Raw genomic sequence first — 20,235 nt, forward strand, 5'->3', positions numbered from 1 at the left:
ACTAATTTTTATCCCTTTGCTGAAACACAGCTTGAGCACAACTTGCCGCAGACTAGATACAGGGTAGTTCCAGCTCACAACTATTGCTACTGCCCCCGTGCGGAAGTTCTGATGGACGTTGTTCTTTGTCATCAAATTGCTGATTTTGACACCCTTGGGGCAGCCGTTGGCCTGACCCGCCTTTATCCAGGGACGAAAATTGTCTTGACAGGGGGGACCCACCCCAAGGTGGGGGAGTTTTTGGCCTACCATCGCGATGAATACCCTCTCATTGAAGCAAGGGCCGTTGACCCCAGCCAATTGCGGCAGATTTGGGTAGTGGATACCCAATGGCGTCGCCAGTTGGGGCAAGCGGCAGGATGGCTGGATCAACCCCAAGTACAAATTGGTCTGTACGACCACCATTTGGAGATGAGGGGGGACATTGTCTCGCAACAGCAATGGTTAGAACCTGTTGGAGCCACCAGCACCATTGTTTGCGAACAGTTGCAGGCGGCAGAAATTAGCCTTAGGCCCACAGAAGCAACTGTCCTGGCCCTAGGGATTCACGCCGATACGGGTTCCCTGACCTTTGAGCAAACCACGGTGCGGGATGTGCAGGCCTTGGCGTGGCTGTTGAGCCAAGGGGCAAATCAGCGGGCGATCGCCACCTATTCCGAGGCCGGTTTGAGTGAGAACTTGCAACCCCTCCTCCGGGAGGCTTGGGCTAATCTGCAGCAAGTGACTTATCAGGGCTATCGGCTGGGCTGGGTATTGCTACATACGGCGGAGTATCTTCCTGGCCTTTCACGCTTAATTACCCAACTCGTCGAGCTCAGTGAATCCGATGCGCTGCTCCTTGGTCATCAATATCGCCAACATCATCTGGCCATTATTGCCCGCAGTCACATTCCCAATGTCAATGTTGCCCATTTACTGGCTCCCCTGGGTGGGGGTGGTCATGCCCAGGCAGCGGCAGTGACAGTGACCACACAAACGCCAGAAGCACTCCTCAAGGGTCTATTGACTGCCCTCCAGGAGCAAATCCCCCATCCCCCCACCGCTGCCGAACTCATGTCGTCGCCCGTGCGAACCGTGCGTCCAGAAACGCCCATTGCCGATGCCCACCGTGTTTTGCTGCGCTATGGCCATTCCGGTCTGTCGGTGGTGAGTGCGGACGGGGAACTTCAGGGGATTATTTCACGGCGCGATTTGGATGTGGCCCTGCACCATGGGTTTGCCCACGCTCCAGTCAAAGGGTATATGAAAGCACCAGTGCATACTGTCTCCCCGTCCACGCCGCTGCCGGAGATTCAGGCCCTCATGGTGCAGTACGATATTGGGCGGTTACCGGTGGTGAATGAGCGGGGTGAGCTCGTCGGGATTGTCACCCGTACTGATGTATTACGGCACCTCTATGCCCTCAACCGCGAAAGGGAAACAGTGTGCCCCTTGCCGACCCTAAACCTTTATGAGGCCCTACGACGACGGTTGCCGGAGCAACTGTGGGCACTGCTACAGCGGGCGGCAGCGATCGCCAGGGAGCGTGGCTGGCAACTGTACCTCGTGGGCGGAGCGGTGCGAGATCTGCTCTTGGCGATCGCCCAGGGGAATCACCATTTACCCACACGGGAATTTGACTTGGTGGTAGATGGGGTACAGCAGGAGGAGGCCGCCGGGGTGCATTTGGCGCAAGCACTCCATGAACTTTACCCAGAAACCGATTTACAGATTTACGGTCAGTTTCAAACGGCGGCGCTCCATTGGCCGAAGGCATCACCCTTGGCAGGGTTTGCCGTGGATATTGCCACTGCCCGCAGTGAGTTCTACCCCTATCCGGCCGCGCATCCAGAAGTGGCCGCCAGTTCGATTCGCCAAGATCTCTACCGCCGCGACTTTACCATCAACGCCCTCGCCATGCGCCTCACTCCACCGCGCCACGGGGAGGTTCTGGATTTTTTTGGTGGGCAGGAGGATTTAGAGCGGGGACTGATTCGGGTTCTGCACCCCAATAGTTTTATCGAAGACCCAACGCGGATTTTTCGGGCCGTGCGTTTTGCGGTGCGCCTGGGATTTGAACTGGAGCCGCAGACCCGCCAGTACATTGAATATGCCCTCACCAGCGGTGTCTTTGCCACCCGCGATCGCCCCACCTCAAAACGGCCTTCCCTACAAAGTCGGCTGCGCAATGAACTGCGCCACATCCTTGAACTGCCCCTTGCCCCAAACGAACACTTTGGCGGTGAGCGGGCCTTGACGTTACTAGCGGAGTTGGGTGCCCTTGGCTGTTTAGATCGCCAAGTCACCTTTGATGAGGCGGCGAAGGTGCGCTTGCAGTTGGTTTGGCAGTGGTGGCCAGAGATCCCAGAGCGGCGGCAGTGGCAAACCTTTCCCCTCTGGGAGCTAGAACTGTTGGCCTTGATTGTGACCGTGCCCACAGCGGGGGCGATCGCCCGCCAACTGCAATTGGGGGAGCACCTAGGGGAGTGGTTAGACCACTTTCCTGAGCTGCAAGAGCAATGGCACAGACTGCGGCAGACAACACAACAGCCCAGCCATTACTGGGCGTTTTTGGAGACTCACCCCCTACCGCTCATTGTGCTCTTGGCAGCAGTGCTCAAGGCAATAGGGAATCAGGCAGCCTTAGCGGAGGTGGGTTTACTGCGGCAGTATCTCTGGCAGTGGCGCGTGCAAAGGCCACCTTTGAATGGCCATGATCTGCAACAGTTGGGCTACGCCCGGGGACCACAATTGCGGCAAATACTCCTGGCTTTGCGATCGGCGATGCTCGATGGCCTGGTGAGCGATCGCGCCAGTGCCATTGCCTATGTTGAAGCCCATTTCCCCAAGCCATGAATTGGTTTCGTCCTGTCATTGGTCAACCAACGGCTGTGCAACTGTTGACCCATGCCCTTAATCGCCAGCGACTGGCACCGGCCTATCTCTTTGTTGGCCCTGAGGGGGTTGGCCGTGCCCTCACTGCCCGCTGTTTTCTGCAAGCGATTCTCAATGAGGCAAGCAATCTGAGCAACCACCCGGATGTCCTGTGGATTGAACCCACCTACAGTGTCCAGGGAACGCTCTACACCCGTCGCCAACTGCTGGCGGCCGATAGGGAGATTCCCCGCAGTGCCCCCCAGATTCGCCTAGAGCAAATTCGCCAACTTAGCCGTCACCTTAGCCAACCACCTATGGCGGCGCCGCGATCGCTGGTGGTCTTGACCCAGGCTGAAACCATGAACGAAGCCGCCGCCAATGCCCTGTTGAAAACCCTCGAAGAACCAGGGCGTGCCACCTTGATTTTAATTGCCCCGAGTCCGTCGGCACTCCTGAGTACAATTGTTTCCCGCTGCCAGAAAATTCCCTTTTATCCCCTGAGTCGTCAGGATGTCGAGCAGGTCCTGCGACAGGTGGTGCCCCCTGACTTTTGGCATCAAGTCACTCCCGCCCTCCTGGAGTTGGGAGCAGGATCTCCGGGGGCAATTTTGCACGCGTGGCAAACATGGCAAGAGATTCCTGAGGCGTTTCGCCACCTCGGTGAACAGTTGACTGCTCCCCTACCTCTGCAAAGGGCTTTGGAATTGGCACGGGACATTACTCAATCCCTGGATGTGGAACGGCAGCTCTGGCTCCTCAGTCTAATGCAGCAACAAATTTGGCAGGAAAGAGGATTGCCTCAGTGTGTTGGGGTGCTTCAGCAATTGGAGCAGGCCCGCCAGTATTTGCAGCAGTACGTTCAACCTCGCCTTGTCTGGGAAGTGTTACTGATGCAGTTGGGGACCCTGTGATAGGCTGGCGGCAGCAGTTGCGAAGATGGTCAGACAGATGATGGCAAGACAAGAATGGCTAGGGGCGCTGGCGATCGCCCTTCTTGTGGGGGGCTGTCAGTCAACTGCAACGCGTTTGGAATCAGCCGCTGTGGCCCGTCCAGAGGCCAAAGGGATCGCAGTGGATGTGGCCGTGGCCCGCTTGGAGCAACCGGCAACCGTCTCAACCCTGACGGGCACCACTCGCCCCTACCGGGAAGTCTTGGTGCGATCGCAGGTGGAAGGTCAAGTGATTCGCCTCGGTGTGGATGTGGGCGATCGCGTTCAAGTGGGGCAACCGTTGGCAGAGGTGGATGCCATTGTGCTCAAAAATGCCCTTTTTCAAGCAGAGGCAGAACTCGCTGCCCGCCGCAATGAAGTGCACCAAGCCCAAGCGGCTGTCCAGCGGGCCCGGACTGCCGTCGCGGAAGCACGCCTCACCCTCCAACAGGCCGAAAGTGACGCCCAACGCCTGCAAACCCTCCTCCAGGATGGGGCAGTGCCAGCTCAAGCCGCAGAACAGGCACGCACAACAGCGCAAACAGCACGGCAGGTACTGCGTTCCCGCGAAGCAGAGGTGGTGACGGCCCAACAGGGGGTGGCCGTTGCTCAGGGTCGGCTACAAGCACAAATGGCCTTTGTTCAACAGGCACGGGCACGGTTGAATCAAGCTCTCCTGCGATCGCCCCTCAATGGCGTGGTGCTAGAGCGACTCACCGAAGTGGGTAACCTACTGCAACCCGGGGGGGAAGTTCTCCGTCTGGGGGATATACGTCAGCTCAAAGTGGTTGTGGAGGTCTCGGAACGGGAATTGGCTAGACTAGCCCCCGGCCAAGGGGCAACAGTCACGTTTGATGCGGTGCCCAACCGTATCTATGAAGGGCGGATTACCCGAATTTCACCTGCTGCTGCCGCGGCCCGTCTGATTCCTGTGGAAGTGGTGATTGACAATGCCGATGAACGCTTGGGCAGTGGCTTACTGGCACGGGTGGCTTTCCAAGGAGCGAAGGCGCCGCGCTTGATGATTCCCGAGTCTGCCCTGAGGGGGTTTGAAGAGGGGCAACTCTCCTCACGGCAGGGGAGCGTTTTTGTGGTCGTGGGCGATCGCGTGCAGGAGCGGCAGGTCACCCTCGGCCAACGGCGGCAGGGCCAGGTGGAAATCCGCAGTGGCCTCAAGGCCGGCGATCGCTATGTCGTGCGCTCTAGTCGCCCCCTGCGGCAGGGGGATAAGATTCGCCCCAGCATTTTCTCTGAGGGTTAATCCTAGGTTTATTGGCGCCCAATGGTCTCGTAGGGGTGCCAAGAGTGCAGTGCCCGCAGTTGCGGCGTTTTCTTCTGCTGGTGCGCTTCCATGCGGGCAAGGACATCATCGAGAATATCCACTGCTAACCCCACATAGGGGCCTTTGTTGAGCATGACACACTCCGCTCGCTCCGCCATGGCTGCATCGGTGATTTCGGCACGGGAGGGCACGCCTTTTTTCACTAAGTTCTCCAGGACTTGGGTGGCCCACACCACAGGCACGTGGGCAGCCTCACAGATCCAGAGGATTTCCTCCTGCATTTCCGCCAAGCGTTGGTAGCCAATTTCAACAGCGAGATCGCCCCGCGCAATCATGACACCAAAGGGTTGTTGACCTGCCGCCTGGATGATCAGTTCTGGCAGTGCCCGAATGGCTTTGGGGGTTTCAATTTTGGCAATGATGCCTATCTGATTGGCGCGATCGCCACAATGATGCGCCAGTTCCCGTTGCAGTAGGGCAATATCCTCAGCGGACTGAACGTAGGAGTAGCCAATGATGTCAGCATGGCGGCAAGCAAAGGCCAGATGCTCGCGATCGCTCGCGGTCAAAGGACACAGGCGCAAATCACTGTCGGGGAAGTTCAAGCCCTTGGCCACCTTCAGCCGCTGCCCTTCCTTGCAGTGGGTAATGGTGAGTTCTACCCCTTGGGCATCTTTGCTGAGAATGCGACCGCCAATGTGGCCATCATCAATCCAAACCCGCTGCCCCACCTCTAATTGGGGCAAAATTTCTGGCAAGGAGCAGGTGAATTGCGGTATCTCTGCGCCATCAGAGCAAATTTCCGTTGTCAGTCGCAGGCGATCGCCCCTGTGGACGCGCACCGTTTGCGGAAAAATGTCGGCAATGCGGGGTTTGGGCCCCCCCAAGTCCATGAGAATTTTGCAGGGTTGACCCGTCATGTGACTTGCCACACGCAGATGCTCAATCATCGCTTCCCAAGTAGCGGGGTCATCGTGGGCACAGTTGATGCGGGCACAGTTCATTCCCTTGCGCAGGAGCGTAATACCCCATTGCCGGTCAGTGGCCGCTTCAGTGGGGAGGGTCACCATAATCCGCACATGGCGTTGGCCACGAATCGGGCCAAAGAGTTCCTCCGTTTGGCGGCGCAGTTGGCGATCGCCCGCAAAAAAAGCCTCAAGGGGTGGGCGCGGCGGCAGAGCCTCATGGGTATGACAAAGGGCACCCAAGGTATTGATCACCGCATCCAAATTGGGGAGCACCCGTGACTCAATCCGTCCTAGGGACGACAACCCCCAAGGCATCAAGGCCATTTGCATTGCCCGTAGATCCCGCCAGCGCAAGGCCAAATAGTAGGCAAGATTGCGCGCACTAGGTATAAATTCGGATCGCTTAATTTTTGATTGCCATTCTTGAAAACGGGCGTCCCCCTCCTTAGTAATTTCCTGCCGCAGTTCTAACAGGCTATGGAGCAGGGCAGCAGGGGAAATGGGTACAGTTGGCACCTCCAGCAACATGACCGCCTCCTAGATAACTTTTAAGGGATTGGATGATTGGGCTGGATTTACGGCAAATCAAGATTTCATAGGGATTTGGGAGAAATTTAATAATCCTTGAAAACCATAAATTAATGGCTTAACAATACCCCTCACGGCAAAACATAAATAAACATTTCTTTACATCAATGGGCTGCAACGATCAGTTGCGCCTAAACCGTATTTCTTTCTGACACAACTCTATCTATCTTTCAGTATATCTGCCGCCTTCATTTGGGGAATCTTAATTTTCTCCCAAGCAAAAGGATTAAGAGTTACTACAGGCGTTCCAAACAGATTTCCCAGTTCTGTTATGTTCTCAATAGAGATGTTGATTGTCGTGCCCTTACCAGTGCCCCTATGGATCGTCATCCTTCGTTGCAGCTACTCAAATACTCCTATCAGTCCGCAGTGGCCTGGTGCCAAGAACACGGCTGGACCGATCTCTTCATTGAGCAGTACCAGTATTGGGCGTTTCCACCGGGGGGAGTGATGCCCCTACCCTTGCCCACGGAGGGGTTGCAATTCATTGAACTGCCGGTTGCCCTCTCGCCGCAGCAACGACGCCTACAGATGTTGGCCCTGGCGATCGCTCTAGTCACCACGGGCTTGAGTGGCTGGCTTCAGTCTTTGTTTCCACTTGTCATCGGCTTTAGCTGCTGTGCGCTCTTGATTGCAGCCCAAGAACCCTAAGGTCAATGCCTGATCTGCTGATACACTGGAGAACTGGTCTGCACTCCGGTGTATTTCCTTGATTGCCTCCTCCGTAATCAGAGAACTCCCACCCCTTTGGCCTAGCGGCACGCGTTTTCACAGTCCGGGTTGTTCCTTTAGCTATGAAGTCGTGGGGGCCTGTTGTCGCCTTTTTGATCGGGAACAGTTACCGTGGCCCTGTTGTCGCATTGCTTGGCGCAGCAAAGAACCCAGTTGGCGACGCATTGGCCGGCGGCTTGTCCTCGATAGGGCGACAAAACGGCATCCCAGCTATTGGGTGCGCCACATTGAAACAAACACCATGATGGTCATAACCCTCTATTGGGTAGAGCTGGCGGCGAGCGATCGCCAGTGGTGGTACGGCAAAGGCTAAACTTATTGCGAAATAATTGCAAAATTACCCGTCTAATCCTAGAATATTCCACGGGTTGATTTTAGGAGAGATTCTCAACTATGGAGAAAGTAGGTCGCCGTGTATTCCTGGGCATGGGCGCCGCAGCAACAGCTTATGTAACCCACTACCTCTGGAACCAAAATACTGAGTCAAGCTATGCGCAACAGTCCTCAGGGGGTGTGATCAATGTTTATTCGGCACGGCACTACGACACAGATAAAGCCCTCTACAACGGTTTTACGCAGCAGACGGGGATTCGCGTCAACATTATTGAGGCTGAAGCTGATGCCCTCATTGAACGGATTCGCAGTGAAGGGAGTCGCACTCCTGCCGATGTGCTGATTACTGTGGATGCCGGTCGCTTGTGGCGAGCACAGCAAGCCGGCATTTTGCAGCCAATTCAGTCAAGGGTACTCAACAGCATTGTGCCAGCAAACCTACGGGAGCCTCAAGGCCACTGGTTTGGTCTCTCACGGCGGGTGCGGGTGCTGATTTACAACAAATCAAAGGTAAATCCAAGCCAACTGTCCACCTATGAAGACCTAGCCAATCCCAAGTGGCGTCGCCAGATTCTCACTCGCAGTTCCAGCAATATCTATAATCAATCCCTCACCGGGTCTTTGTTGGCGATTCATGGCGAACCGAAAACAGAAGAATGGGCACGGGGATTAGTGCAAAACTTTGCCCGCCCGCCGGAAGGAAACGATACGGCGCAAATTCGAGCCTGTGCTGAGGGAGTTGGCAGTGTAGCAATTGCAAATCACTACTACTTGGCACGGTTGATTGCCTCCAATAAAGCAGAAGACCGTGCAATTGCTGAGAAGGTGGGCCTATTCTTCCCGAATCAGCGCGATCGCGGTGCCCATGTAAATATCTGTGGCGGCGGTGTCGTAGCCGGCGCCCCCAATCGTCAGGCGGCAATTCGCTTTTTGGAGTATCTGGTGAGTCCGAAGGCACAAGAAATGTTTGCGATGGCCAATTTTGAATATCCAGTGCGCTCGGGGGTACCCGTGCATCCGATTGTGAAGCAATTTGGCAACTTCCGCGGTCAGAATGTCAATGCTGCAGTGTTTGGTCGCAATAATGACGCGGCCCTGCGGATTATGGATCGGGCGGGATGGCGCTAACGTCCTAAAATAAGCGATCGCTCCCCTTAATCGTTCCTGTGTCTTGCCCACTCATTGCCTACACGATTCTTCTGGCGGCGGCCCTCCTTGACTTTGGTTTTGGCGATCCCTGGGGCTGGCCACACCCGGTACGCTGGATGGGAGCCTATATCCAATTCCTCAGCCATTGGTTCAACTATGGCCAAGGCTGGCCAGTTTGGGGACAGCGGTTGGGGGGGGCACTGCTTACCCTGAGCTTAATCCTAGGTTCTGCCCTAATCAGTTGGGGCTTAGTGATACTGGGGATGGCAATTTCACCCCTCCTCGGTTGGGGAATTGCTGTGGTGGGTACCGCCAGTGGCTTTGCGGGTCGTAGTCTACGGGATGCAGCGGCAGAGGTATTGGCACCTTTGGCAACTGGCAATCTTGAAGGGGCACGCCAGTCCTTGGCCAAGTATGTGGGTCGGGAAACTGCCGAGTTAGAGCCCCCTGAGATTCTGCGCGCTGTTCTAGAAACGGTCAGTGAAAACGCCACTGATGGAATGGTGGCGCCCCTCTTTTATGGGGCGATCGCCACCCTTATCGTGCCGCAAGTGAGTCCCTTGCCGCTGGTCATGGCCTATAAGGCCGCCAGCACCTTGGACTCGATGATCGGCTACCGTGAGCCACCCTACACCCATTGGGGGTGGTTTGCCGCCAAAACTGATGATGTCCTCACATGGTTGCCCTGTCGGTTGTTGGTCTTTCTCGTTGCCCTCTGTTCTGGGCAGTGGCGGCGAGTGTGGCAGTGGTGTTGCCGCGATGCCCCTAAGGATCCTAGTCCCAATTCTGGTTGGAGTGAGTGTGCCTATGCAGCCGCTTTGGGGGTACGTCTGGGGGGCACGAATATCTACCGCGGCACGGTGAAGGTGAAACCCTTTTTAGGAGAACCGTTACACTCCCTTGATCAAAAAACGATCTGGTCTGCGCTTGACCTTAGCCGCCAGATTTACCTCATGGCCTTAGGATTGACAGGAATACTTTTATTAATTTCTTGCAAATTATTTTCTATTTAGCAATAGAGCTAAGACGTTCTACTGGTCAATTCCTCCATTCAACGGTTGCAATGGTCACCGCCCTTGGTGATGAGCATCATCAGTTAGGGGTGAGAAATACCACCGGTGCTCTTAGTCAACCCATCTAGGATAAGAGTATTCACCCCGGAGGGGCTAGATAAAACCGTTCTCTCCACTTACACAAAAGGACACCCAATGCTGAATCAAAAAGGCTTACTTCTCGCTTGTCTCGCCGTTGCCCTCAGCCCCGCTGTGAGCCGTGCTGTACCTCTAGCTTCCACCCAGACCCTGCAATCGCAACGACCAAGTAATAATGTGGAACTCAAAATCCCAAGCAATCTGCAGGTGCGCCCTACCATCATCGGGAAGGTTACTAAATCTCATTCCATCTCCTGCAATGAGATTGTGATTAATGCTACACTGCATCCTCCCGGCAGCTTTCCAGTAGGAGGTGCTACCGCTACTTTGTCACCTACTGGTAGCAATGGTTGTAGTTACAAAATTACCGTTCCACCAGAGCTACTCGGTAAGAAGGTTTATCTCTGGGGAACGTTCAAAGTCCCTTCATCCCTGTTGTCAATTGAACCCGTGGGCTGGCAAAGTCCCATCTCTGTGCCTCAACAGTTAGGGATTTCCCAAAGCTACGACTTTGTTGCTAAGGAAACACTAATTCATTAAGGCTAAATAAATAAAGGAATCCTGAGAGCGCCCCTAGGGCTGACTAGCTTCTAGCCAATCGAAGATGCGGTCAAGCTGCTCAAGGCTCACCAAGCCATACTGCCAAAGAACAACCGGCAACAGATTCACCTGCTCATCGCAGTGCTTGAGGCCAAAGTCAATGGCCGCGGTGGGCAGTGCCATCTCCCGCTGTAGGAAGTCAATGAGTCGTGTCCAACGTGGCGTTTTCATGATTCCTATAACTACCACACCTTACTCTCTATCCTAGGGATTAATCTGAGAAAATGCAACATTTCGTTACAAAACCACAGACAATGAAATAATCAGCCTGCTATTTGGTATGATGCCTGCTATTTTCGGGGACACTTTCCCCAGAGCCTTCCCCCACCAGAGGGAGTTTCTAGAAGCAAAGGCTGAATGATTCGTCTTGGGCAAAACGTTCTAAGTAAAGATACTCAAGCGTAGCTCGTTATACTAAACTCTGATGGGTGTTGTTCAAGCTCAGCCTAGAGAAAACAGCAACCTATTCAGTTGTTTTAAGGATGTGTTCATGACCCAAGCGACCGTTGCCAAACCCCCCATTGCCTGGCCTACGGCGACCTTTATTATTTTTGTCCACCTCGGTGCGCTTCTTGCTTTTTTGCCCAGCATGTTTAGCTGGAAAGCAGTCCTGCTGGCCCTTGTGCTCCACTGGTTGACCGCTGGTATCGGTATTACCCTTGGTTGGCACCGTCTGGTCTCCCATCGTAGTTTCCAAGTTCCTAAGTGGCTGGAGTATTTCCTGGTTTTTTGCGGCACGCTCTCAATGCAAGGGGGGCCGATTTGGTGGGTTGGGCTGCACCGCCATCACCATCTGTACTCCGATCAACCAAATGATCACCACGATTCCCGTAAGGGCTTTTGGTGGAGCCATATTGAATGGATGTTTCGTGAGGTGCCGGCGGAGGCAGAAATTCCCCGTTTCACCAAAGATATTGCCGATGACCCCGTCTATCGATTTCTTGACAAGTACTTTCTTCCCATCCAGGTGGTCTTGGCCATTGTCCTTTATCTCTGGGGGGGCTGGCCATTTGTGGTTTGGGGAATTTTTGTGCGGCTTGTAACGGTCTATCACACCACTTGGCTGGTCAATAGTGCTACCCATACCTTTGGCTATCGCACGTTTGAAACTACGGATCACTCAACAAATTGCTGGTGGGTAGCTCTGTTAACCTTTGGTGAGGGCTGGCACAATAATCACCACGCCTATCAATATTCGGCACGCCATGGTTTGCAGTGGTGGGAATTAGATCTGACGTGGCTCACCATTCGCTTCTTGCAATTCCTGGGCTTGGCTACGAAGGTGCGTTTGGTGGAGGCACCGGCAGCTTCTTCCCAAAACTAGCGCGCAATGCGGGTTCTGATTCTCGGTTGTGGTTATACAGGAACTTGGTTGGCGCGATCGCTCCAAGCCCAAGGCATTGATGTGGCCATTACCAACCGGCGGGGGAAGCTGCCCCCAGAACTCAGCACCATTCCCTGTTTTCCTTTTAAATGGGAGCAGCAGGGGGAGCAATTTCCCTTGGCACCAGCCGCCCTTGAGGGGGTAACCCACGTCCTTAATAGTATTCCCCCCGATCGCCAAGGGGAGGATGCGGTTGCGCTAGCACTGTTGCCTCAGCTAGAAAAACTCAATCTGCAATGGTTTGGCTATCTTTCAACAACGGGGGTCTATGGCGATCGCCAAGGGGACTGGGTAGATGAAGCGACACCCGTCAACCCTCAAAATTTGCGTTCACAACACCGCGTCAGGATTGAGCAAATCTTTCTCAACGCCAATCTGCCTACCCACATTTTTCGCCTCCCCGGCATCTATGGCCCCGGAGAAGGACGCAATCCTATCGCTCGCATTCTCAAAGGCGATGTTCAACTCATTGAGAAGCCGGGGCACTACTTTTGCCGTATCCATGTGGCGGATATTGTCCAAACCCTGGAGCGATCGCTGGCCCAGCCTACCCCGCAGGAAATCTATAACCTGAGTGATGATCAACCCTCAGAGTCACTCCCTGTTCTACTCGAGGCCTATCGTCTTTTGGGTCGCCCAGCACCGCCGGCAATCCCCTTGGCGGCTGCCAATCTCAGTCCTATGGCTCAATCTTTTTGGCGGGAATCTCGCCGAGTGCGCAATGATAAAATCAAGCAGGTTTTGGGGGTCAAGCTCCGCTATCCTTCCTACCGCGAAGGGCTAGGGGCGATCGCCCGTGAATTGGGTCTTTGAGGTCAACTGCCGCCCCGGCTGAAGGATCGGTGCCTGGCATCTAGGGGGTTGGTCGCCGTCGCTGGAGAAACTCAGGAATGTCCAACTTGGGTTTGGCTTCAACCTCTGGGGCAGGTGCTTCAGGAGTGGGAGATGCTGTTGTTAGGGGGCGGTTCGTCAGGGGTGTTGTCTTGGTTGTGGCACGGGTGCGGCCCATGGGTTCACCACTAAAGCCAGTAGCGATAACGGTGATTTGAACTTCCCCTTGCATTTGGGGATCAATCACAGCACCAAAGATGATATTAGCGTTGGCATCAGCCACATTGTAAATGACCTCTGCCGCAGCATTGACTTCATGGAGGGTGAGATCTGTGCCCCCTGTAATGTTAAAGACAACGCCCTTGGCCCCCTCGATAGACCCCTCCAGTAGAGGTGAAGAAATGGCACTGAGGGCGGCTTCAGTGGCTCGTGACTTTCCAGAGGCAATACCAATGCCCATCATGGCAGAACCGGCATCGGCCATCACCGAGCGAATATCGGCAAAATCCACGTTAATCAGCCCCGGCAGGTTAATAATGTCGGAAATGCCCTGAACCCCTTGGCGCAGCACATCATCGGCAACGCGAAACGCATCCTGAACCGATGTTTGCTCAGAGATCACCGAGAGAATCTTGTCATTGGGAATCACGATTAGGGTATCAACGCGACTTTGCAGGGCTTCAATCCCTTCATCGGCTTGACTTGCTCGACGACGACCCTCAAAGGTAAAGGGACGGGTCACCACTGCCACAGTTAGGGCTCCCTGTTCCTTGGCCACTTCCGCCACAATTGGGGCAGCACCAGTGCCAGTACCGCCACCCATGCCACAGGTAATGAAAATCAAATCAGCATCCTTGAGCGCGGCAGCAAGGTCTTCGCGGGATTCTTCAGCCGCCTTTTGACCAATGGCAGGGTTGCCACCTGCACCAAGACCACGGGTGAGTTTCTGACCAATTTGCAGGCAGCGGTGGGCTTGGGATTGGGCGATCGCCTGCGCATCAGTATTGACGCACCAAAACTCAACACCAGCCACATTACTGGCAATCATGCGGTTGACTGCATTGCCACCGCCACCACCGACACCAATCACTTTGATGCGCGCCGCTGAAGTTTCCACCAAGCTGTCATAACTCCTTAACACATCGGCTGGTGCGCCATGGTCATTGTTGCCAGATGCAATGCCTACCTCTCCCAGGACAAAGGGGGCGCGGACTTCAGAGGGAACAGGTTCCGTAGGCCACTGTTGATCTGACTCCATAACGCAACTATCTTCACCCATGATAAATATGGGGCAACTATATCATGAACTCTAGCAAAGGTATCGGCAACACCTCAGAACAATGATCTAGTCCTTCAGCCTAACTCAGGGGAGAGCGGGCTTTGGCCAAAAGACCGTGCTTGGGGGCAAAAATCATCGTCAGCAAAAAAATCACTGCTTGCAGGACAACAATACAGCCACCCGTTGACACATCAAGATAGTAACTAATGTAGGTGCCCAGTAAACTGCCGAGACCACCCACGGCTAGGGCAATCAGTACCATGATGCCAAAGCGATCGCTCAGCAAATAGGCGGTTGCCCCCGGTGTAATTAGCATCGCCACAACGAGAATGATGCCCACGGTTTGCAGGGCAGCCACAGTGGTTAGGGATAGCAATGCCAGCAGGAGATAGTACAGCAGTGTTGTATTCAGACCAATGGTGCGGGCATGGGTCGGGTCAAAGCAAAAGAGGATGAAGTCGCGATGCAGTAGGGCGATCGTGATCAGTGTTATGAGGCTAACAACGACCGTCTGCCAGAGGTCGCGATCGCTAATGCCCAAGACATTCCCAAAGAGAATATGCATCAAGTCAACACTGCTGGCGGTCTTCGAGAGCAACACCAACCCCAAAGCAAAAAAGCCCGTAAACACCAAGCCAATAACGGTATCCTCCTTCACCCTTGTCTGCTGCTGAATGAAACCAATCAGAGTTACGGCCATCAGACCAAAGACAAAAGCTCCCAAAGCAAAGGGTAACCCTAGCCAGTAGGCCAAAACCACACCAGGTAAAACTGCATGGGACACGGCATCCCCCATCAGGGCCCAGCCTTTCAGGGTCAAAAAACAAGACAATACGGCACAAACGCCACCCACAAGGGTGCTTACTCCCAGTGCCTTGACCATAAACGCGTGTTGCAGTGGCTCCAATAGCCAGGTGATCATCATCTGTCCTCTATGCCTGAAGAGTATGATAAGGTACTGCCAGTACAGTCGGCGTGCGGTTCTCGTGGATGGCATCCTGTTACTGAACCCTTGGTGGATGGGTATTTTGCTAAATACCGTCCTTGGCGCGATCGCCCTCCTGACGCGGCAAAAATTACTCACCCGAGCAGGACTCTTCCATGGGTGGCTCCTCGGCGTGCTGATTTGGGGCACCTTGAGCTGGCAAGGCTATTTGATTGTCATGGTCTATTTCCTTGTCGGTTCAGCTGTCACTCACCTCGGCATGACCGAAAAAGAGGCCGCTGGTATTGCGGAAAAACACTCAGGGGCACGCGGACCGGAGAACGTCTGGGGATCAGCCTTTACAGGGACTGTCTGTGCACTCCTTGCAGTTTTACTTCCCCAATGGCGGGCGTTATGCTTAGTGGGGTTTGTTGCCAGCTTTAGTACTAAGCTGTCGGACACCTGCGCCAGTGAAGTAGGCAAAGCCTATGGCCAGCGCACGTTTCTGATCACCACATTGCAAGCGGTGCCGCGGGGGACTGAAGGTGCCGTGAGCTTAGAGGGAACACTGGCGGGGCTAGTTGGTGCGACTATAATTGCTCTGCTAGGCTGGCGTGTGGGCTTGATGGGGGCGATCGCCATTCCCATTTGCATCCTTGCTGCTTTCTTCGCCAATCTTGTGGAGAGCCTAGTGGGAGCAACGCTTCAGGGACGCTACCCTTGGCTGAGCAATGAACTGGTCAATGGTATTAACACAACGGTGGGTGCGGTCCTTGCCATGGGGGCGATCGCTCTTTTGCGGTTTGCTGTCTAGTGAACCTCTGTTATTGAGCAGCAGGTAATCGCTTGAGGATTTCTTGGACCACGGTTTGAGCAAATAACTCCACTGAGAAGGCTTGAGCTGCCTCTGAAGCAAGAAAATGGCAAATTGCCCTTTGATAGTCAATGTAAGTTTCCTCTGGCATGCCTCGAATAAATTCATAGAGTTCATTGTAGGATTTAAATTGGCGGCGGTCAATCATACACTCTGCCGGGATATAGTCTGTCACATCCTCCGCTCCCCAATAGATAGGCACATTTCCCGCACAAAAAGCATCAAATATTTTCTCTGTGATATATCCCTGTAGTCCTTTAACATTCTCATAAACAATAGAGAAACGGGCCTTCTCTAAGACTTCTCGCTTCGTTGGAATCACCCCTCGCCAAGACGATGGCTGCCAGTAAAGCCAACGAGGAATAACTTTCTCAAGAGGATGCGTAATAAAAGAAAGTTGCTTTGGGAACTTAGATGAAAAAGTCCACAGATGTCCATAGAGTTCAAAATCCGCTGGAGCATGCTCCTCAAACCAGCGAATTGCCCGAATACGCTCAGGATAAAGGTTCTGAGGAGACCACCATTGAGCCAGACGTTTATTTGAAGCAATCATTACAACAAGCTGGGGTCTGTTTTTATAGCCATCAACCACTCCTTCGCCCAAAGAATGGGGTAACTGAATTTTCGTAGCAATGCCAAGATGAGCCAGTTGCGGATCCCATGAGAAACACCACCGGTACTGACGGCGCAGCCAGTTTAAGTTTCCATTGGGCGGATATACCAATGAATTTTCATTTAACACAACAAATAACGGTACATTATAACTTCGAGCATGAACGTCAAGATGTAGCTCAAAGTCAGGCTGTTGTGAGCCAATAACATCTTCGGTTAGAAGATGGCACCCAACCTGTTCAAAGGCGTTCTTGAGGGCAACCCAAACTATATTTTTTGCATCAAAGATGCTTGACAGTGGTATAGTATAGTTGTGCTTTAGGAGGCCTATCATAAAATCCTTGATTGATCCCTAGGTGTTGAATTAGAACTTTCAGAAATTTATTTTGCCATGAATCTTATTAAAAAACCACTTATTTCAGTTATTTTACCTGTTTATAATTCCGAAAAACATATCCAGCTGACTATAGAGTCCATTATTAATCAAACGATTCATGATTTTGAGTTGATTATAATTAATGATGGTTCCTCAGATAAATCATTTGAAATAGTGTCGAATTATGCAAAAATTGATTCTCGTATTTGCTTAATCAACCAATCTAACCAAGGTTTAGCTAAAACACTGAATAAAGCAATTGAAATTGCCAGGGGTGAATATATCGCCAGAATGGATGCAGATGACGTAGCTCTACCTTACAGATTGGCATATCAGCTTACCCTTCTTCGGGAGAAGAAATTAGATATTTGTGGCGCATCGGTTCAACTCATCGGCGCAGCAACTGGTTACTGGCACTATCCCTATTCCCATGAAGGTTGTGAAGCAGAGCTGTTGTTTGGTGTACCTTTTGCCCATCCATCTGTGATGGGTTACTCTAGGGTCTTCAGAGAGCTGAAATACTCGTCTGTTTTATCTGTTGTGGAAGACTATGATCTGTGGCAGCGGGTATGGGCAGCAGGGTTCAAGATGGGCAATGTACCAGAGGTCCTTCTTCAGTATCGAGTACATCGAAAACAAATTTCAGCCCTTTACCGACGCCAACAAGCCCAAAATAGTCGGCAGATTCGTTCCCGTCATTGGCAGCAACTGCTGAGGTCAAAGCTAGGAATTTCAGAAACTGAGGCTCAAGAGGCTGAAAAAAATCCATGGAAAACCATCCAACTTCTAAGGGAGCTACAGCAATGTTATAAAGGAACAGAAGCAGAAAAAATCCTGCGCTACGCCTTCTTGCGCCTTTGTTCCCATCGCCTCCACAGCTGGGTTCTAAGTCAAACAAGTTGAGTCAGCCCCTCAATAGAAGTTTTTAGGAGCAATCATGTTTTTCAGTGTTGTCATCCCTACCTATAACCGCCTGCCGATTTTAGAAAAGTGTCTGCGGGCGATCGCCCATCAAAGATGGCATCCTGATCTGGGCATCAAGGGCTATGAAGTCATTATTGTTGACGATGGTTCAACGGACAATACGGTTGAGTGGCTCAAAGCGCATCAGCCTGAATTCCCCTGTGTGCAATGGTTGCAACAGGAGCATCTTGGCCCTGCAGCTGCTCGCAATCTGGGTATCCAAGCGGCTCAGGGTGACTGGATTATCTTTATTGATAGCGACTTAGTTGTGACTTCAACCTTCTTAGCAGCCCATGCTCGGTGCTTAATGCGAGAACAAAAACGCCTTGGAATAGAGGATGTGACTCAGGTCCCTGCCTTTTCCTATGGGCGTGTGATCAATACCTGTAATTTTGAAGATCCAACTTCAGAGCCATATAAGATCACTGATTTTTCAGCTGCCTATTTTGCAACAGGAAATGTGGCGATCGCCCGCCACTGGTTGGAAAAGGCAGGCCTCTTTGATACCCAGTTTCAACTCTACGGCTGGGAAGATTTAGAACTAGGGGTGCGCCTAAAAAAATTAGGTTTACGATTACTGAAGTGCCCTGAAGCCGTTGGCTACCACTGGCATCCCTCCTTTTCCCTCAGCCAAGTGCCTGCCCTCATTCAGAAAGAGATTGAAAGGGGGAGAATGGGGGTCTTGTTCTATAAAAAGCATCCGATTTGGGAAGTGAAGCTCATGATTCAAATGACCCCTTTTCATTACCTTCTTTGGGCAATCCTATCCCTCGGTGGTATGCTCAATGAAAAAACACTGGCGCCCCTGTTGCAATGGTTGATTAACATCGGTCGCCCCCAAGATGCCCTTGAAGTGGCTCGCATCTTTTTGAACTGGTACAATGTTCAAGCGGTTTATGCAGCCTATCAAAATGAAATTAAAGCGATGTAAGGAACCAGTGGCAAATTGACGGGCAAGCTTTTGATAGAATTAATTAGCTTCCCTCCATATTTGAGTTTCCAAGTAGCGGTTGTTAGGCTAGTAATTTTTTATGAGCAGGCCAACCCTGTCACCAGCACTCAAAGCCCGTTTAGCGACGCCATTGCAGATTGGCTCTGTTACGGTCAATAGTCGGGTATTGCAGTCCCCTTTAGCAGGTGTGACCGACCTAGTCTTTCGGCGCTTGGTGCGCCGCTATGCCCCTGAGTCAATGATGTACACCGAGATGGTCAGTGCTTCGGGGCTGCACTATCTGAAAACATTACCCCGGATTATGGAAGTGGATGCGCATGAGCATCCCATTAGTATTCAGCTTTTTGACTGCCGGCCTGATTTTCTCGCAGAAGCCGCGATAAAGGCAGTGGCTGAAGGGGCGGATACCGTGGACATCAATATGGGCTGCCCCGTGAATAAAATCACGAAGAATGGCGGTGGTTCTTCCCTGCTGCGGGATGTGCAAACAGCAGTAACGATTGTGCGTACGGTCTCAAAGGCGGTGCCTGTGCCAGTCACGGTGAAAACTCGCATTGGCTGGAGCGATGAGGAAATCAATATCCTTGACTTTGCCAAGGCGATGGAAGATGCTGGCGCAGCCATGATTACGGTGCATGGGCGTACCCGTGCCCAGGGCTTTAATGGCCCAGCCCGCTGGGAGTGGATTGGGCGGGTGAAGGAGCGCGTCAGTATTCCCGTGATTGCCAATGGCGATATTTTCTCGGTAGAGGCGGCAGTCCGCTGCTTGGAGCAAACTGGGGCAGATGGGGTGATGTGCTCGCGGGGAACGATGGGATATCCCTTCTTGGTGGGAGAAATTGATCACTTTTTGAAAACAGGGGAATTGCGGCCGGCGCCAACGGTGGTTGAGCGTCTGCAATGTGCGCGGGATCATCTGATTGCCCTCTGGGAGTACAAAGGGGAACGGGGGATTCGCCAAGCGCGTAAGCATTTGACGTGGTACGCCAAGGGCTTTGCCGATGCAGCGGCACTGCGCAGTGAATTGTGTCGCATTGAAACCCTAGGGGCTGGTTTAGCTCTCCTGGATGCAGCAATTGAGCGCTTGCAAATGGCCTCCGAAACAGAGGCGATCGCAGCCTAAACAAATGAAAAAAAAAGATTAGAAAAAAAGATTAAAGATTTGTGTTTTGCAACAAAAGATTTGTGTTTCGCAACATTTGCACAAAAATTTCGTAAAAAAACTCCTAGAACCGACAGGTTATACGGGTTATAATGAAACTGTAGGTGTAAGCAGGCTAGAAAATAGTAATCAGGCTGGGCCTACAAAAAGTTCGTTTGCATTTGTAGATTGAGCACAATTTTTTAATCTCTTACCCATTTTCTAGCATTTACAGTTAGCAGGTTCTGACTGGTTGGAAGGGGCGATCGCTATCGGTTACAGGCGATCGCGAGAAATTGCTGCCCACTTG

At 52.8% G+C, this 20,235-nt stretch carries 19 protein-coding genes; 14 read left to right on the forward strand and 5 right to left on the reverse strand.

Annotated features, from left to right (window positions below):
- The first annotated feature begins 111 nt into the window (after window positions 1-111).
- Genes Q0W94_RS08815 through Q0W94_RS08825 form a run of 3 tightly spaced genes read left to right on the forward strand, consistent with a single transcriptional unit; the run spans window position 112 to window position 5,046 of the window.
- A complete protein-coding gene (locus Q0W94_RS08815) occupies window positions 112-2,835 on the forward strand; it encodes a CBS domain-containing protein (RefSeq protein WP_297757953.1) in 2,724 nt (907 codons plus the stop codon).
- Window positions 2,832-3,767, forward strand: coding sequence for a DNA polymerase III subunit delta' (locus Q0W94_RS08820; RefSeq protein WP_297757957.1), 936 nt, complete (start codon window positions 2,832-2,834; stop codon window positions 3,765-3,767). Before Q0W94_RS08815 ends, Q0W94_RS08820 begins: the two co-directional genes overlap by 4 nt.
- A 37-nt stretch (window positions 3,768-3,804) precedes the next feature.
- Window positions 3,805-5,046 carry an efflux RND transporter periplasmic adaptor subunit gene (locus tag Q0W94_RS08825; RefSeq protein WP_297757960.1) on the forward strand — a complete coding sequence of 414 codons (1,242 nt, stop codon included), beginning with the start codon at window positions 3,805-3,807 and terminating at the stop codon, window positions 5,044-5,046.
- 8 nt (window positions 5,047-5,054) lie between these two features.
- Here Q0W94_RS08825 and Q0W94_RS08830 read toward each other — a convergent pair whose 3' ends face one another.
- On the reverse strand, window positions 5,055-6,563 hold the full coding sequence (locus Q0W94_RS08830) for a pyruvate kinase (protein WP_297757963.1): 1,509 nt from the start codon (window positions 6,561-6,563) through the stop codon (window positions 5,055-5,057).
- 378 nt (window positions 6,564-6,941) lie between these two features.
- On the opposite strand from Q0W94_RS08830, the gene Q0W94_RS08835 reads away from it, so the two are divergent.
- The 5 genes from Q0W94_RS08835 to Q0W94_RS08855 all read left to right on the forward strand — a co-directional run bounded on the left by Q0W94_RS08835 (window position 6,942) and on the right by Q0W94_RS08855 (window position 10,528).
- Window positions 6,942-7,274, forward strand: a complete 333-nt coding sequence (locus Q0W94_RS08835; RefSeq protein WP_051372858.1) for a hypothetical protein — start codon at window positions 6,942-6,944, stop codon at window positions 7,272-7,274.
- Between the two features lie 151 nt (window positions 7,275-7,425).
- Complete coding sequence (locus Q0W94_RS08840; protein ID WP_297757967.1) at window positions 7,426-7,668, forward strand: hypothetical protein; 243 nt, start codon at window positions 7,426-7,428, stop codon at window positions 7,666-7,668.
- An 80-nt stretch (window positions 7,669-7,748) separates the two neighbouring features.
- Window positions 7,749-8,816: a Fe(3+) ABC transporter substrate-binding protein gene (locus Q0W94_RS08845; RefSeq protein ID WP_297757969.1), complete on the forward strand. Its 1,068-nt coding sequence runs from the start codon at window positions 7,749-7,751 to the stop codon at window positions 8,814-8,816.
- A 38-nt stretch (window positions 8,817-8,854) separates the two neighbouring features.
- Window positions 8,855-9,850 (forward strand): adenosylcobinamide-phosphate synthase CbiB, encoded by a 996-nt coding sequence (cbiB, locus tag Q0W94_RS08850; RefSeq protein ID WP_297757970.1) that lies wholly within the window; start codon window positions 8,855-8,857, stop codon window positions 9,848-9,850.
- 195 nt (window positions 9,851-10,045) lie between these two features.
- Complete coding sequence (locus Q0W94_RS08855; protein ID WP_297757973.1) at window positions 10,046-10,528, forward strand: hypothetical protein; 483 nt, start codon at window positions 10,046-10,048, stop codon at window positions 10,526-10,528.
- Window positions 10,529-10,561: 33 nt separating this feature from the next.
- Here Q0W94_RS08855 and Q0W94_RS08860 read toward each other — a convergent pair whose 3' ends face one another.
- Window positions 10,562-10,759 carry a DUF2949 domain-containing protein gene (locus Q0W94_RS08860; protein ID WP_024125917.1) on the reverse strand — a complete coding sequence of 66 codons (198 nt, stop codon included), beginning with the start codon at window positions 10,757-10,759 and terminating at the stop codon, window positions 10,562-10,564.
- Between the two features lie 319 nt (window positions 10,760-11,078).
- Here Q0W94_RS08860 and Q0W94_RS08865 point away from each other — a divergent pair, with 319 nt between their 5' ends.
- On the forward strand, window positions 11,079-11,912 hold the full coding sequence (locus tag Q0W94_RS08865) for a fatty acid desaturase (protein WP_297757977.1): 834 nt from the start codon (window positions 11,079-11,081) through the stop codon (window positions 11,910-11,912).
- Between the two features lie 6 nt (window positions 11,913-11,918).
- A complete protein-coding gene (locus tag Q0W94_RS08870) occupies window positions 11,919-12,785 on the forward strand; it encodes an SDR family oxidoreductase (protein ID WP_297757981.1) in 867 nt (288 codons plus the stop codon).
- Window positions 12,786-12,825: 40 nt separating this feature from the next.
- Here Q0W94_RS08870 and ftsZ read toward each other — a convergent pair whose 3' ends face one another.
- Window positions 12,826-14,061, reverse strand: coding sequence for a cell division protein FtsZ (ftsZ, locus tag Q0W94_RS08875; RefSeq protein ID WP_297757984.1), 1,236 nt, complete (start codon window positions 14,059-14,061; stop codon window positions 12,826-12,828).
- A 100-nt stretch (window positions 14,062-14,161) separates the two neighbouring features.
- Entirely contained in the window at window positions 14,162-15,007 is an 846-nt protein-coding gene (locus tag Q0W94_RS08880; protein WP_297757987.1) for a metal ABC transporter permease, read from the reverse strand.
- 22 nt (window positions 15,008-15,029) lie between these two features.
- Between Q0W94_RS08880 and Q0W94_RS08885 the strand changes: the two genes are divergently transcribed.
- A complete protein-coding gene (locus Q0W94_RS08885) occupies window positions 15,030-15,821 on the forward strand; it encodes a TIGR00297 family protein (protein WP_297757990.1) in 792 nt (263 codons plus the stop codon).
- A 10-nt stretch (window positions 15,822-15,831) separates the two neighbouring features.
- On the opposite strand, the gene Q0W94_RS08890 is transcribed toward Q0W94_RS08885, so the two are convergent.
- Entirely contained in the window at window positions 15,832-16,827 is a 996-nt protein-coding gene (locus tag Q0W94_RS08890; protein WP_297757994.1) for a glycosyltransferase family 10 domain-containing protein, read from the reverse strand.
- A gap of 57 nt (window positions 16,828-16,884) precedes the next feature.
- Here Q0W94_RS08890 and Q0W94_RS08895 point away from each other — a divergent pair, with 57 nt between their 5' ends.
- The 3 genes from Q0W94_RS08895 to dusB all read left to right on the forward strand — a co-directional run bounded on the left by Q0W94_RS08895 (window position 16,885) and on the right by dusB (window position 19,907).
- The gene (locus Q0W94_RS08895) at window positions 16,885-17,772 is read left to right on the forward strand and encodes a glycosyltransferase family 2 protein (protein ID WP_297757997.1); all 888 of its coding nucleotides are present in this window, start codon (window positions 16,885-16,887) and stop codon (window positions 17,770-17,772) included.
- Window positions 17,773-17,806: 34 nt separating this feature from the next.
- Window positions 17,807-18,763: a glycosyltransferase family 2 protein gene (locus tag Q0W94_RS08900; RefSeq protein ID WP_297758000.1), complete on the forward strand. Its 957-nt coding sequence runs from the start codon at window positions 17,807-17,809 to the stop codon at window positions 18,761-18,763.
- Window positions 18,764-18,863: 100 nt separating this feature from the next.
- The gene (gene dusB / locus Q0W94_RS08905; RefSeq protein ID WP_297758004.1) at window positions 18,864-19,907 is read left to right on the forward strand and encodes a tRNA dihydrouridine synthase DusB; all 1,044 of its coding nucleotides are present in this window, start codon (window positions 18,864-18,866) and stop codon (window positions 19,905-19,907) included.
- Window positions 19,908-20,235: the final 328 nt, after the last annotated feature.

The sequence above is a fragment of the Thermosynechococcus sp. genome (genome assembly GCF_025999095.1).
Lineage (GTDB): Bacteria > Cyanobacteriota > Cyanobacteriia > Thermosynechococcales > Thermosynechococcaceae > Thermosynechococcus.